Origin of the sequence: Bordetella genomosp. 11, assembly GCF_002261215.1 — a bacterium.
GTDB lineage: Bacteria > Pseudomonadota > Gammaproteobacteria > Burkholderiales > Burkholderiaceae_B > Bordetella_C.
In genome coordinates this window covers 1,170,354-1,183,923 of the sequence record NZ_NEVS01000001.1, presented here as the reverse complement: position 1 = coordinate 1,183,923, position 13,570 = coordinate 1,170,354, and the positions used below count along the sequence as shown (strand labels likewise).

The 13,570-nt window shown below is 66.1% G+C and carries 10 protein-coding genes; 3 read left to right on the top strand and 7 right to left on the bottom strand.

All coding sequences use genetic code 11. From position 1 onward, the window contains the following. Nucleotides 1-7 precede the first annotated feature (7 nt). Together CAL28_RS05310 and CAL28_RS05305 are read left to right on the top strand one after the other, a co-directional pair. Nucleotides 8-1,372 carry an acetyl-CoA carboxylase biotin carboxylase subunit gene (locus CAL28_RS05310; RefSeq protein WP_217906531.1) on the top strand — a complete coding sequence of 455 codons (1,365 nt, stop codon included), beginning with the start codon at nucleotides 8-10 and terminating at the stop codon, nucleotides 1,370-1,372. 29 nt (nucleotides 1,373-1,401) lie between these two features. Then, on the top strand, nucleotides 1,402-2,280 hold the full coding sequence (locus CAL28_RS05305; RefSeq protein ID WP_094840304.1) for a TrmB family transcriptional regulator: 879 nt from the start codon (nucleotides 1,402-1,404) through the stop codon (nucleotides 2,278-2,280). 1,226 nt (nucleotides 2,281-3,506) lie between these two features. Here CAL28_RS05305 and CAL28_RS05300 read toward each other — a convergent pair. From CAL28_RS05300 to CAL28_RS05290, 3 genes are read right to left on the bottom strand one after another with little or no spacing between them, the layout of a single operon-like run. Further along, nucleotides 3,507-5,747, bottom strand: a complete 2,241-nt coding sequence (locus tag CAL28_RS05300) for an acetate--CoA ligase family protein (RefSeq protein ID WP_094840303.1) — start codon at nucleotides 5,745-5,747, stop codon at nucleotides 3,507-3,509. A 24-nt stretch (nucleotides 5,748-5,771) separates the two neighbouring features. Then, entirely contained in the window at nucleotides 5,772-7,307 is a 1,536-nt protein-coding gene (locus tag CAL28_RS05295) for an acyl-CoA carboxylase subunit beta (RefSeq protein WP_094840302.1), read from the bottom strand. Nucleotides 7,308-7,339: 32 nt separating this feature from the next. Beyond that, the gene (locus CAL28_RS05290; protein WP_094840301.1) at nucleotides 7,340-8,416 is read right to left on the bottom strand and encodes a mandelate racemase/muconate lactonizing enzyme family protein; all 1,077 of its coding nucleotides are present in this window, start codon (nucleotides 8,414-8,416) and stop codon (nucleotides 7,340-7,342) included. A gap of 356 nt (nucleotides 8,417-8,772) precedes the next feature. Here CAL28_RS05290 and CAL28_RS05285 point away from each other — a divergent pair, with 356 nt between their 5' ends. After that, nucleotides 8,773-9,888, top strand: a complete 1,116-nt coding sequence (locus CAL28_RS05285; protein WP_094840300.1) for a Bug family tripartite tricarboxylate transporter substrate binding protein — start codon at nucleotides 8,773-8,775, stop codon at nucleotides 9,886-9,888. A gap of 13 nt (nucleotides 9,889-9,901) precedes the next feature. Here CAL28_RS05285 and CAL28_RS05280 read toward each other — a convergent pair whose 3' ends face one another. Genes CAL28_RS05280 through phnC form a run of 4 tightly spaced genes read right to left on the bottom strand, consistent with a single transcriptional unit; the run spans nucleotide 9,902 to nucleotide 13,160 of the window. Beyond that, nucleotides 9,902-10,438: a phosphonate degradation HD-domain oxygenase gene (locus CAL28_RS05280; RefSeq protein WP_094840653.1), complete on the bottom strand. Its 537-nt coding sequence runs from the start codon at nucleotides 10,436-10,438 to the stop codon at nucleotides 9,902-9,904. An 11-nt stretch (nucleotides 10,439-10,449) separates the two neighbouring features. Next, nucleotides 10,450-11,247, bottom strand: a complete 798-nt coding sequence (gene phnE, locus CAL28_RS05275; protein WP_094840299.1) for a phosphonate ABC transporter, permease protein PhnE — start codon at nucleotides 11,245-11,247, stop codon at nucleotides 10,450-10,452. 32 nt (nucleotides 11,248-11,279) lie between these two features. Further along, entirely contained in the window at nucleotides 11,280-12,275 is a 996-nt protein-coding gene (phnD, locus tag CAL28_RS05270) for a phosphonate ABC transporter substrate-binding protein (protein ID WP_094840298.1), read from the bottom strand. Between the two features lie 42 nt (nucleotides 12,276-12,317). Continuing rightward, nucleotides 12,318-13,160 (bottom strand): phosphonate ABC transporter ATP-binding protein, encoded by an 843-nt coding sequence (phnC, locus tag CAL28_RS05265; protein ID WP_094840297.1) that lies wholly within the window; start codon nucleotides 13,158-13,160, stop codon nucleotides 12,318-12,320. Nucleotides 13,161-13,570: the final 410 nt, after the last annotated feature.

The window sequence follows — 13,570 nt, the reverse complement described above, 5'->3', positions numbered from 1 at the left end:
GGCCGCCATGGCGTCCCTGAACCGCCTGCTGGTCGCCAACCGCGGCGAAATCGCCTGCCGCGTCATGCGCAGCTGCCGCGCCCTGGATATCGAAACCGTCGCCGTCTATTCGGAAGCGGACGCCCAGGCCGCCCACGTCGCCATGGCCGACCAGGCACGCGCGATCGGTCCGTCGCGCGCCAGCGAAAGCTATCTACGTCCGGAAGCGATCCTCCAGGCCGCCGCCGACACCGGTGCCCAGGCCATCCATCCCGGCTACGGCTTTCTTTCCGAAAACGCCGCCTTCGCCCAGGCCGTGCTGGCGGCGGGCCTGACCTGGGTCGGACCGCGCCCGGACAGCATCCGCGACATGGGCGATAAGCAGCGCGCCCGCGAACTGGCCATCGCCGCCGGCGTGCCGGTGGTACCCGGCAGCGACCGCTACGAGACGGGCGCACTGGACGGCATCGCCGAAAGCGCCGCGCGCGTCGGCTATCCCCTGCTGGTGAAAGCCGTGGCCGGGGGCGGCGGCATCGGCATGCGCCGCGTCGACCGCCCCGAGGACTTGCAGGCCGTCGTCGAAGCCAGCCAATCCATGGCGGCCAAGGCCTTCGGCAACGGCGCGGTTTTCCTGGAACGCTATATCCCGCTGGCGCGCCACGTCGAGATCCAGGTCTTCGGCTTCGGCGACGGCAACGCCATCCACCTGTACGAACGCGACTGTTCCCTGCAGCGCCGCTACCAGAAAATCATCGAGGAAAGCCCGGCGCCCGGCCTGCCCTCCGCCACGCGCGCCAGGATGGCCCAGGCCGCGGTCGACCTGTGCCGCGCCACGCGCTACCAGGGCGCCGGCACGGTCGAATTCATCGTCGACGCGGGATCCTTCGAGTTCTACTTCCTGGAGATGAATACCCGCATCCAGGTGGAACACCCGGTGACCGAGATGATCACCGGACGCGATCTGGTGGCAATGCAGATCGACCTGGCGCGCGACAGCCTGCCCGCACTATCCCAGGATGCCATCGCCGCGCAGGGCCATGCCATCGAATGCCGGCTCTATGCCGAGGACCCCAAGCGCATGTTCATGCCCTCGCCGGGCCGCCTGACCGTGTTCCGCCCACCTGCCGGCATGCCGGGCATCCGCGTGGACAGCGGCTACCGGGAAGGAGATGAGATCACGCCTTTCTACGATCCGATGATCGCCAAGCTGATCGCGCACGGCGAAGACCGCGACACCGCGCGCCGCCGCGCCGCCGAGGCCCTGCGGCGGTTCGAGGTCGAAGGGATACGCCACAATCGCGATTTCCTGATCGCCTGCCTGGAACATCCGGCGTTCGCGGCCGGCGACGTTCATACCGGTTTTGTGGAGTCGCATCGCCAGGCCCTCTGCTAAACTCGCACGGTTTCCGACGGGGTACCCCGATGAGCGTCAAGCATGTGGCCAAGGACGATGCGTCCACGGACAACATTTCCGGCGATTTGAAGAAACTGGGCTTCACGGAATACGAAGCCAAGGTTTATGTCCAGCTGCTGGGCATGCCGCCGTCGACGGCCTACGAGATTTCCAAGCAGGCCGGCGTGCCGCGGCCCAATACCTATAGCGCGCTGGACAGCCTGGCGCGCCGCGGCGCCGTGCTGCCGGTGCGAGAGAACCCGACCTGCTATGTCGCCGCGCGCCCGCGCGAGCTGCTGGACGCAATCGCGCGACAGACGCGTTCGCTGTGCGCCGGCCTGACCGAGCGCCTGGAGGCGGTCACGCCGCGCACCGAGGACCAGTACGTCTGGACGCTGCGCGGCGACGCGGCGGTGCACGAACATATCGACATGCTGATCGAGCGGAGCACGGCGACGGTGTGGATCAAGGCCGCCGATCACGTGCTGCGCCGACATGCGGATCGTCTGCGCGAGGCGGCGGTGACGCGTGGGGTGCGCTTGCTGATCGTGCTGTTCGGGAACAATGCCGAGGAGTTCCGGTATACCGATAAGTGCCGCGTGTATATCCACGAGAACAACGGTGTGCGAATGGGGACGGCGGACAATCTGTTCACGCTGGCGGTCGACTATCGGGAGATGCTGACGGCCAATGTCGAGGGGGATGTGATCGCGGCGCATTCCAAGAACATGCCGATTGTGACGATGGCGCTGTCGTTGATTCGCCATGATTACTACATGGCGGAGATTTTTTCGCGGTTCGGGGACCAGATAGACGAGGCGTTCGGTCCTTATCTGCGGGATCTTCGGCTGCCGAGTTTCACGCCGGAGCAGGTGGCTTCGTTCAAGAAGAATACAGGGATCGTTTAGGGCTGGCGGTTTCGTTTTTTCCTTCGGCAGGTGTGTTGCTTTGTTCTGTGCGGTGATCGGGGCTGTTGGCGGGTGGCTTGCTAGTGCCGTCCGGCGGGGGTGATGCCTGTCGGGGCCAGCCCGGAGGAGCCGGTCCGGCGCCTTCGCGCCGGACTCCCGCGTTGTCATCCTCGTACGGCGGCCGAAGTGGCGGTGGGGTTCTTGCGTTTTTTTTTGCCCGGCCGTCCTTCCTACGGATTCCCTCGCGCGGCTCCAACGGGCTGGCCCCGACAGGCATCACCCCCGCCGGACTCCGGTTTGCCTTAATTACGGTCGCTGCGACGAGCTGGGTTCTTGCGCTTCGTGGGTGGCGGTTGCTGCCGGTGGAAGATTTTGCGGCGCACGTCGATCGCCGGCCGCCCAGCGCGGCCAGCGATCGCCTACACGGTGCGTTATGCCGCGGGGGCTTTCGTGCGACGGCCTTGCATCTGGAGTGGATGCCGTTGCATGCACGCATCCGCATGTGCCTTGGGCTAGATGGCCTGCGAGCTGCGATGGTCAACCATACGCGATATGGTGAACGAGCCGAGATAGTCAACGAAACGCGGCATGGCGATCAAGCCGCGACATGGCCCCCTATACGGCGTACGGGACTGTCCGGATTCCGGGGTATCCGCGGCATCCAGAGCCTGCGCGATGTCAGGATTTCTCGTCTGCAGCCCCCAGCACGTCGCATTCCACCATCGCCGCCATTCCCACAGCCATCCGCATGCAGCCCGTCGCAGTCAACCACCGAGTAGGCGCATCGGGGCCGCGCTGGGCGGCCTCGATGCGACGTGCACCGCAAGATCCTTCAGCGGCGACATCCCCCACCCACGAAGCGCGAGAAACCAGCTCGTCGCAGCGCTCGTGATTAAGGGCAAATCGGAGTCCGTCGGGGGTGGTGCCTGTCGGGGCCAGCCCGTTGGAGCCGCGCGAGGGAATCCGAAGGGAGGACGGCCGGGCAAAAAACCCGCAAGAAAACCACCGCCACTTCGGCCGCCGTACGAGGATGACAACGCGGGAGTCCGGTGCGAAGGCGCCGGACCGGCTCCTCCGGGCTGGCCCCGACAGGCACCACCCCCGACGGACGGCACTAGCAAACCACTCACGAACAGCATCGATCAGCGCACGGCACCAGCAAGCCACCCACGAACAGCACCGATCACCGCACGGCACCCACAAGCCACCCCGCAACCGCCAAATCCCTACCGCTGATGCGCCGCCGCCTGCCAGGCCGCCAACCGATCCTCCAGAACGGCCACCACCGCCAACGCCTTCGCCAGATCCGGAATTTCGTCATACACCGGCACACCCACCGCCCGCGCCCTTTCCCGATACGCTCGTTTGCTATCGTCCAGCTCGGGCGACCCGTCGCCCCGCAAGGCGAGCAGGAAATGCGCCTGTCCCGCCCACTTGCGCTGCGTCTGTTCCACCACCGCCAGCAGATTGCCGATCGGATCCACCGACCCCCGGCCCACGAAGGCTGCCAGGTTCAAATGCATGGCCACCGCATCGGGCCGCGCGTGTTCGTAGACCAGGTCCAGGATCTCGCCCGCCACCCAGCCGTCCTTCTCCTGCAAGGACCGCACCGGCGTATCGATGGGATTCAGCACGCTCGTCCCCGGCGGAAAACCCAGTGCCTCCAGCGCCTCGCGCGCCGCCTTGCCGAAAGGCGCGACCGCCAGTCCTTCGCGGGCGAAACTGTCCGCACCCAGCACGCTGGACCCGCCGCCGTTGCCGAACAAGGTCACGACGCGCGTCGGCCGTTGCGGGCGCGGCGTCAGGTGTTGCAGGGCCAACAAGGCATTGATGAACTCGTCGACCGTCTGCACCAGCGCCACCGGCGTCTGGGCGGCCAGCGCGTCCCAGGCACGTTCGTGTCCGCCCAGCGCGCCCGTATGCGAGCTGGCCGCCAGCCGCCCCAGGCTCGTCGTGCCGCCCTTCAGGATCACGACCGGCTTGGCCACTGGCGCATTGCGCAGCAGCTCGAAGAACGCCCGGCCGTCCTTGATATCTTCCAGGTACAGGCCCACCGCCTTGGTATCGGGGTCGTACAGAAAGTATTCGAGCAAATCATGCGGCGCGATATCGGCGCTATTGCCGATGGTCACCAGTCCGCTGAAGCGCAGCCCGCGCCATTGACCGCGCTTGATGATATCGGTGGACAACCCGCCCGACTGCGACACGATGCCGATGGTACCCGCTTCCTTGGGAGCATCGGCGGGAAACGTCAGCCCGCCGCGTGGAGAATACGTGCCCAGGCAATTCGGCCCCAGCACGCGCACGCCGCCCGCGCGCGCCCCTTCGACCAACGCCTGCTGCGTCTCGCGGCCTTCCTCGGTTTCGCCGAAGCCGGAAGAAATCACCTGCGCGAATCGGCAGCGTCCCGCCGCCGCGCCCAGCACGTCGGGGATCTGCGCCGCGCCGATCGCGACGTAGGCATAGTCTACGGGTTGCGGCGTTTCGGCCAGGCTGGGATAGGCGGGCAAGCCCTCCACTTCGGCCGCGGTGGGATGAATGGGATAGATCGCGCCGTTATAGCCGTAGGCTTTCAGGCGGCGGATGAATGTATTGGCGATCGCCACGCTGCGCGTCGAAGCGCCCAACACGGCAACCGTGCGCGGACGGAACAGCGGCCGGTAATAGGCAAGGATATCTTCGCCGCCGCGCGGCACGGCGGCGCCGCTCGATGGCGATACGGCGGATGCCTTGTCGGCGGGGCTCGCTTCCGCTGGCGGCGTCAGTACGAATCGCGCATCCACCGCGCGCACGCCGGCCGGCGAAGCGATCAGCGGATTGATGTCCAGTTCGGCAAGGTCATCGCCCAGCGCTTCCAGCAACCCACCCTTGCCACCCACCGCCATCAGCGCGCGTACCAGCGCGTGCCGGTCCACCGGGTCCTGGCCTCGCGCGCCACGCAACAAAGCGGCCCCGCGCAGCTCGTCCAGCATCGCCCACGCATCGGCCTCCGTAATGGGACAAATGCGAAACGCCACGTCCTTCAATACTTCGACGAAAATGCCGCCCAGGCCCACCATGATCAGCGGGCCGAACTGCGGATCGCGCACCGCCCCTACCGCCACCTCGATGCCGCGCGGCGCCATTTCCTCCACCAGCCAGCCGTCCACCCGCGCGGCGGCGATCGTCGGCCGGACGGCCATCGCGCGTACGGCCGCGCCCACCGCGGCGGCATCGGCCAGGTTCAGCGCGACGCCGCCCGCATCGGACTTGTGCAGGATATCGGGCGACACCACCTTCGTCACGAAAGGGCCCGTCAGCCCGGCCGCCCGCGCGGCCGCGTCGTCCGCATCGCGGGCCACCACGGCGCGCGGGACGGCGATACCGAATGCCGCCAGCAATGCCTTGCCGTCGGCCTCGCTCAGGGCCTGGCGATGTTCCTCGCGCGCGCGGACGATGATGTCCCGCGCCGGATTGCGTTCCGTCATAGTGCTTTCCCCCTGGAGGCGGCCTCAGTAACTGGTGGGCCAGGTGCGCATCAGGTGTTCGCCGATTCCGCCCGCACGGCGGCGCCGGTGTACGTCCAGCATGCGGATCAGGAATGCGCGCGTTTCCTGCGGCTTGATAACGTCCTGCGCGGAGAAGATCCGTGCCATGTCCCAGACTTCCAGGTCTTTCTGGATATCCGCCAGGGCCTCCGCGAATCCCTCGTCCGACGGCGTCTTGTTGTGCACGATATTGGTGGCGAACACCGGGTCCATGAAGCTGACCTCGGCGGTGGGCCAGGCCACCATGACATCGTTATGGGCGCCGCCACCCATGGCGACATAGGCGCGGCCATAGGCCTTGCGGCACAGCACGGTGATCTGCGGCACCGTGGTCAGGCAGGTGGCGTTCATGAAGTTCATGATGTGGCCCGGCGCGCCGCGCCGTTCGGCGTCCAGCCCCACCACGAAACCCGGCGTATCCATGAAGCGGATCAACGGGATATTGAAGCTGTCGCACATCACGGTGAAGTCCACCGCCTTGCGGCAGGCTTCCGCCGAAAGGGCGCCGCCGCCCGACATCGGGTTGTTGGCGATAATGCCCACCACCTGGCCCTGCAGCCGGCCCAGCGCGGCCACCAGCGGCTTGCCGAAGCGTGCCTTGATTTCCAGCAGGCTATCGCGGTCGAAGATGATCTCCAGGATCTTCTTCATGTTGTAGACCTGCGTGCGCTTCTCCGGCAGGATCTCCAGGATGCGCTCCTGCCCTTCCCCCGATCCTTCCGTCACCTCGGCCACCGGCGGCAGTTGGCCGTTGTGCGAAGGCATATACGAAAGAAAGCGGCGGATGGCGCGCATGGCCTCTTCATCGGTGTCGACGAAGTAATCGATCAGCCCGGTTTGTTCCGCGTGCAGCCGCCAGCCGCCGAGTTCCTCCAGATCGACCTTCTCGCCGATCGCCATCGATACCAGCCGCGGGCTGGATACCGACATGATCGAACCCTTCTTCATCACGGAGAAGTCCGCGCAGCAGCATAGCCAGGCCGACGATCCGAACGATGTATTCAGGGCGGCGGAAACCCAGGGGGTTTCGCGCATGCGGCGAAACTGCGTGGTGTCGTTGCCCAGCAGCGCGCCCATCCCGCGCGAGCCCATGGCATCGGGCAGGCGCGCGCCGGTGGATTCGCCCACGTGCACGAAAGGCATGCCGCGCTCGGTGCAGGCCTTGCGCACATAACCCATCTTGCGGGAATTGGTCGCGCTGGTGGAGGCCCCCTTGGTCGTGAAATCGTTCACCACCACGCCGACGTCACGGCCATCGATGCGGCCGAAACCCACCAGCTTGCCGTCGCGCGGCGTCTCGGCGGCGTCCAGCTCGAAGCGCGCCGACGCGGCCAGTACACCCAGCTCGATGAAGCTGTCCGCGTCCACCAGTTGCTCCAGGCGCTCCTGCGCATTCAGGTCGCCGCTGGCCCGCCGCCGGGCCAGCTTGTCCTCGCCGCCCATGGCGCGCGCGGCTGCGCGCCGCCGATCCAGTTCCGCCAGGGATTCTTCATGGGGCATGGGGTTCTCCTCCTGTTGATGCGCGGTGCCGATCAGGCGGAAAAGTCGCGCCTTTCCACCGTCAGCCTGTCGATGGCGGCCGGGTCCAGTTCGGGGCGATAGCCGGCCGGCATGACGACGGCGCCGCGCTCGAAGCCCAAAGGTTGGCGAAACAGCTTGTCCGGGTGCTTCAGGAAGCCGTTGAACTCGCCGGCGTTGTCGATGGTGGTGCGTGCCACGCAGGCTTCCATCCAGTTGTGGATCTCACTGCCCAGGCCGTCGCCCAGCACCGGGCGCATGCCGTTGCCGCGCACGCGGTCCAGGCCTTCCGCCAGCCGTTCCAGGCTGCCGAAGCGCTTGAGCTTGAGCTTGCAGTAGCCGACGTTGCTCAGGGTGGCGGCACGATCGATATCCGCCAGCGCGCAGATCGGCTCGTCCAGCATCAGCGGCACGGGGCTGGCCCGCGCCACGGCGGCATTGGCATCCCAGTCATCCGCGTCGCACGGCTGTTCGAACAAATCGATTCCCGCGGGGTCCAGCTGGCCGACGAAGGCCACGGCATCGGTCCGGCTATAGGCGCGATTGGCATCCAGGCGCAGGCTGGCGCGCCCGTCCGCCGCGCGCTGGATGGCGCGGACGCGATCCAGATCGGCGGCGACGTCCTTGCCGACCTTGACCTTGAACACCTTGAAGCCGGCGGCGATGCGCCGGTCGATTTCCTCGGCGATGGCGGCGGGCTCCAGCGCGCTGACGGGTACCAGCAGGGGCAGCACGGTGTCTCGCGCCACGTCCAGGAAGGGCGAGCCCTCCAATGCCTCGATGGCGCAGACCATGGCAGTGACCGCGACTTTGCTGTCCTGGAAGCGCGCCAGCAGCCCGGCCTTGGCATCCGCGGTATCGCGCCCCGGCAGCGCCGCCAGCTGCTCCAGGCAGAAGGCCCATGCCCCTTCCCGCGTTTCGCTGCTGGAACCCGGCGATACGTGGCCGTCGGCGAAGGCCCGCCGCCCGCCGTCGTCCTCCAACTGCACCAGATAGGGCTCGAACTCCGTGAAGGTTCGGTATGACAGCCGGTACGGGGTGGACAGCGGCAACCGCAGGCGGCGCAGCGTGACCTTGCGAATTTTGCTCATGCGACCTCGCCAGGGAAATACCGGGAACGCGCAACGGAATACGCACCCGAATAATGGTTGTTGCGTACACTACTACGATAATCCCCCAGCTGCAACGGTCGCTCCGCGATTATTGCGCTGCGGCAAACCCGGCCCCGATATGACTATGTGTTTTTGCCCGATTGACGCGCCACGCATTCGCGTATCACAATCCGCAAAATAGTAGTTGTAGTTACGACAACCATAACAAACGACGCGCGCCCCCCGCGCGTACCACAGGAGACGCGGCCTGCCCTCGCGGGCAGCCGCGGCGCAGTACGGCGTTCCGCCGCAACAGCGGAACCGCACGGAGACAACGCGCATCAACGGAGGCAGCGATGCAGGACAACCATAAGAAGGGCGGCGAGGCGACACCGGACCGCGCGGCAACGGTTTTTTTCTCGGCCTGGCGGCCGGCCCGGCGGCATAAAGGGGCGACAGCCTCGTCGCCCGGCATGAGGACGCGCCGTCCCGGCGTCTCGCGTGGATGGCTGGCCGCCCTGGCGGCAACGGTGTGCGCCGCGCTGGCAGTGCCTGCGCCGGCACGCGCGCAGGATGACTGGCCCGCCAAGCCGCTGACCTTGCTGATCCCCTACGCGCCCGGCGGCACGACCGACATCATCGGCCGTATCCTGGGCGACAGGCTCGGCCGCATCCTGGGGCAGACCGTCGTGGCCGATAACCGTGGCGGCGCGGGCGGGACGATTGCCGGCACCATGCTGGCGCGATCGAATCCCGACGGCTACACGATCATGCTGGAACACATCGGCTTCGCTTTCAACGCGACGCTGTATCCGCACTTGAGCTACCAGCCGCAGAAGGACATCACGCCGGTCGCCTACGTAGGCCAGACGCCCAATGTGCTGGTGGTAACCAACTCCATGCCGGTCCACAACATCAAGGAATTCCTCGACTACGCCCGCGCCCATCCCGGCGCGGTCAACTACGGCTCGGGCGGCGTCGGCAGCGCGGGACATCTGCCCATGGCGTGGCTGCAATCCAAGGAGGACCTGAAGCTGACCCACATACCCTACAAGGGATCGGGCCCCGCCATCACGGATTTGATCTCCGGCCGCATCGAAGCCATGCTGCTGACCATCCCGGCGGTGCTGCCCTATATCCGCAGCGGCCAGGTCCGGCCGCTGGCCACCTCCGGTGCCCGGCGCGCGGCCTCGCTGCCGGACCTGCCGACGATGCAGGAAGCCGGCGTCAAGGGATTCGACTACGAGCCCTGGTACGGGGTTTTCGTGCGTGCCGGCACGCCGCCGGCCGTCGTCGCCAAGCTGCACGACGCGATCAATCAGGCGCTGAAAGACCCGGATACGCAGAAGAAGATGCTGGAGCAAGGACTGGCGGTCGATACCTGGACCCAGCAGAAGTTCCAGCAGCAGGTACGCGACGATACCGAGAAGTGGCACGGCATCATCACGTCGCTGAACATCAAAATGAACTGACCGGGCCGCGGCCTCAGGCGGCGACGGTTTCCAGCAGATCCAGGTAATGCCGCAGCGGGGGCGTGGCCGCCCCCGCCACCTTGGCCAGGTCGTCGTACTTGCGCAGGCGCACGGCTTCGGCGAAATACGGCAGGCGTTCGAAGGCCTGGGCTTCTTCCGGCGTGAAGGGGCCGCCCTGCAGCACCAGCGTATCCTTCGAAGCCTGGGACAGCGTGTCCCAGTAGCCCGCGTCCACGGCGCACAGATAGCGCTTGGCGGGTACATGCAGCCGCACGGGCGCGACCACGCTTTCGCCGACCAGGCCCAGCAGCGCGCGCGCGCCGATGTCCTGATGGCGCTTGTCCTCCAGCGCGCTTTCGGCCATCAGCAGGTGGCCGATGTCGTGCAGCAGGCTGGCGACGATGGTGGCCGTCGACTCGCCGGCCTGTTCGGCCAGCGCCGCGCATTGCAGCGCGTGTTCGGTCTGGGTGACGGCCTCGCGGCCGTAATAGGCGCTGCCGTAGCCCGAAAACAGGCTTTCGACGCGCGACAGGGTCAGGGCTTCGGACATGATGGCGGCCATCAGATAAAGATTTTTCGGATGCGCGAGGACAGCACGTCGATGGCGGTCACGAACAGGATGATGATGATCATCACCGCGCAGGTCTGGCCGTACTGGAAGCTGCGGATGATTTCCCACAACACCATCCCGATGCCGCCCGCGCCCACGATGCCCACCACCGACGCCGAGCGCACGTTGGATTCGAAGCGGTACAAGGAATAGGAAATCCACAACGGCAGGACCTGCGGGATGACACCGAAGACGATCTCTTCGATTGCGCCCGCGCCGGTGGCCCGCACGCCTTCGACCGGCCGCGGATCGATGGCCTCCACCGCCTCGGAGAACAGCTTGGCCAGCACGCCCAGGGTGTGTACCCACAGGGCCAGCACCCCGGCGAACGGCCCCAGGCCCACGGCCACGATGAACAGCATGGCGAACACCATCTCGTTGATGGCGCGGCAGGCGTCCATCAGCCGGCGCACGGGCTGGTGCACCCACGCCGGCACGATGTTGGAAGAGCACAGCAGGCTCATGGGCACCGCCAGCACTACCGCCAGGAAAGTACCCCAGATGGCGATCTGCACGGTGACCAGCATCTCTTCCAGATACATGCGCCAATCGCGGAAGTTCGGCGGAAAGAAATCCTGCAGGAACTGCGACATGTTCCCGGAATCGCGGAACAGGTCCAGCGGGCGCATGTCGGCCCCCTGCCACGACGCGGCCAGCAGGGCGATGATGATCGCCCATGCCAGCATGGTGGGCAGCGAGCCCCTGGGCGATTGAGGCGCGGGCCGCGCCGGAGACAAGGTGGCACTCATGGGATCTCTTTACCTGTTCGCTGCGACGTCGCTTACTGCTGCGACTTGACGGAGGCGGCCTGCTCGGCCAGGTCGGCCAGCTTGCCGTCGATTTCCGCCAGCTTCTGCTGCTTGGCTTGCGCGCTCAGGGTCGTATCGCTTTCGACCTTGGCGCGCTGGCCGGCCAGGTTGATCTGGCGGATCGGCAGCAGCTGCGTATTGTCGGAAACGACGAAGCCCTTGTAGCCCAGCTTCTTCAGCTTTTCGAGCTCCTGCGCCGCGTCGGGACCCTTCTGTCCGTAATTCACGAAGAACCCCTGGATCTTCTGTTTCAGGGCCGCGGGCAGGTCGGCGCGCCACACCAGCGGATCGGCCGGGATCAAGGGCGACTTCCAGAGGATACTGATCTTGTCTTCCGGCGATTTGCCGGTGTTGACCTTGTAGCGCTCCAGGGCTTCCGTATTGGTGATGGCCACATCGACCTGGCCATTCATCGCCGACAGCAGATTGGTTTCGTGGTTGGCGATGCGGAAGTTCTTGAAGAAGGACTTGGGATCGATCTTGTTGGCGCCCCACAGGTAGTACCCGGGAACGGCGGTGCCGGAGGTCGAATTGGGATCGCCCGCGCCGTAGCTCAGCGTCTTGCCGTTCTTCAGCACATCGTCCAGCGACTTGACCTTGCCGTCCTTGGCCGTCACCAGCACCGACCAGTAGCCGGGATTGCCGTCCTTATCGATCACGTGGGCGAAAACTTCGCCCTGCGAGCGGTCCACGGCTTCGATGGCGGACAGGTTGCCATACCATGCCATCTGCACTTTGTTAAAGCGCATGCCCTCGATGATGCCGGCATAGTCGGATGCGAAAAAAGGCTGGACCGGGACACCGAGGACCTTGCTCAGATCGTCGATGACGGGCTGCCATGCGCTGCGCAGATTGCTCGACGATTCCGTCGAGATAATGCCGAAGTTCAAGGTCTTCACGTCCTGGGCGAACGCCGGCGCGGAAATGGCCGCCGTGGCGATGAGGGCGCAAAAAGTTCTGCGAAGCATGAGGGTAACTCCGTGTCTTGCGGTGGAAAGTGAAAACAGAAATCAGGCCGCCGCCAGCTGCGGACGGCCCATCGGGGACTGCGGTGCATCGGCGGCGGCCGGCGCCGCCGCGGGCATCAATTCGCCCAGCTCGGCGCCATACAGGTCCTGCAGCATTTCGGCGGTCAATTTGGATGAGGGGCCGTCGTAGACGACCTTGCCATGGCGCAGGGCAACGACACGCGGGCAATAACGCATGGCCACATCGACCTGATGCAGCGACACCACGACGGCGACGCCGCGCGTGCGATTGATTTGCGCCAGCGTATCCATCACGCGGCGCGACGATTCGGGGTCCAGCGAGGCGATCGGTTCGTCGGCCAGGATGGTACGGGCGTTCTGCACCAGGGTACGCGCGATGGCCGCGCGCTGCTGCTGGCCGCCGGACAAATTGGACGCACGCTGAAAGGCGTGGCTTTCGATGCCGACCTGCGCCAGGGCGTCCAGGCCCACCTGGATCTCGCCGCGCAGGAACCAGCGCAGCAGGCTGCGATACAGCGGCACGCGCGGCAGCATGCCGGCCAGCACGTTGGTAATGACCGGCAGGCGGCCCACCAGGTTGAATTGCTGGAAGACGAAGCCGATGCGGGCACGCGCGCGCCGCACGTCGCGGCTGATGCGGCCGTTGCGCTGGATCAGGTCGCCGTTGACGCGGATCTCGCCGGCGCCGCCATCGGCCGCGACGAACCCGGCCAGGTGACGCAACAGCGTGGACTTGCCGGAACCGGACGCGCCCAGCAAGGCCACCATCTCACCGTCGCGCACCTGCAGGCTGACTCCGTCCAGGGCTTTCTGGCCGGCGCGGAAGGACTTGCTGACGTCGCGCACATCGATTGCATAACTCATCGCATGGATCTCGCATTCGGAAGATGCGAGTAGTCTGGGCAGAGCCGATGACAGGCTCATGACCATGTCATGAGACATTCAGCCAGGATTTAGTGACGGCGTGTGTGTTCGTCATCAAAATGAAAAGAAAGCCGTTGCTGCATTGCGGCCGAATTAGTCCGGCCGCAGGAGCGGCCCGCGCATCTCGCGCGTGGCGGCCCGACACGCGCACAAGCGATTTCTCCGCGGCTTCGGCCGCTAAAAACGCCCTATCCACGACATTCCGCCGCCACTACGCGGACTTACGCATGAGCATGGCGCGATGCCGCATGCGCCTCCGTTGCGCCCAAAGCATATGGGACAACTGCGCTGCTTATGGATGACGCGCGACCCTGCGGCGGACGCGCAGAATCGGGGCGTGTGTAGGGGCA

Excerpts from the sequence above, each read along its gene's own strand:
- CAL28_RS05310 (WP_217906531.1), top strand. The coding sequence starts at position 8 with ATGGCGTCCCTGAACCGCCTGCTGGTCGCCAACCGCGGCGAAATCGCC.
- CAL28_RS05305 (WP_094840304.1), top strand. The coding sequence starts at position 1,402 with ATGAGCGTCAAGCATGTGGCCAAGGACGATGCGTCCACGGACAACATT.
- CAL28_RS05300 (WP_094840303.1), bottom strand. The coding sequence starts at position 5,747 with ATGACGGAACGCAATCCGGCGCGGGACATCATCGTCCGCGCGCGCGAG.
- CAL28_RS05295 (WP_094840302.1), bottom strand. The coding sequence starts at position 7,307 with ATGCCCCATGAAGAATCCCTGGCGGAACTGGATCGGCGGCGCGCAGCC.
- CAL28_RS05290 (WP_094840301.1), bottom strand. The coding sequence starts at position 8,416 with ATGAGCAAAATTCGCAAGGTCACGCTGCGCCGCCTGCGGTTGCCGCTG.
- CAL28_RS05285 (WP_094840300.1), top strand. The coding sequence starts at position 8,773 with ATGCAGGACAACCATAAGAAGGGCGGCGAGGCGACACCGGACCGCGCG.
- CAL28_RS05280 (WP_094840653.1), bottom strand. The coding sequence starts at position 10,438 with ATGTCCGAAGCCCTGACCCTGTCGCGCGTCGAAAGCCTGTTTTCGGGC.
- phnE (WP_094840299.1), bottom strand. The coding sequence starts at position 11,247 with ATGAGTGCCACCTTGTCTCCGGCGCGGCCCGCGCCTCAATCGCCCAGG.
- phnD (WP_094840298.1), bottom strand. The coding sequence starts at position 12,275 with ATGCTTCGCAGAACTTTTTGCGCCCTCATCGCCACGGCGGCCATTTCC.
- phnC (WP_094840297.1), bottom strand. The coding sequence starts at position 13,160 with ATGAGTTATGCAATCGATGTGCGCGACGTCAGCAAGTCCTTCCGCGCC.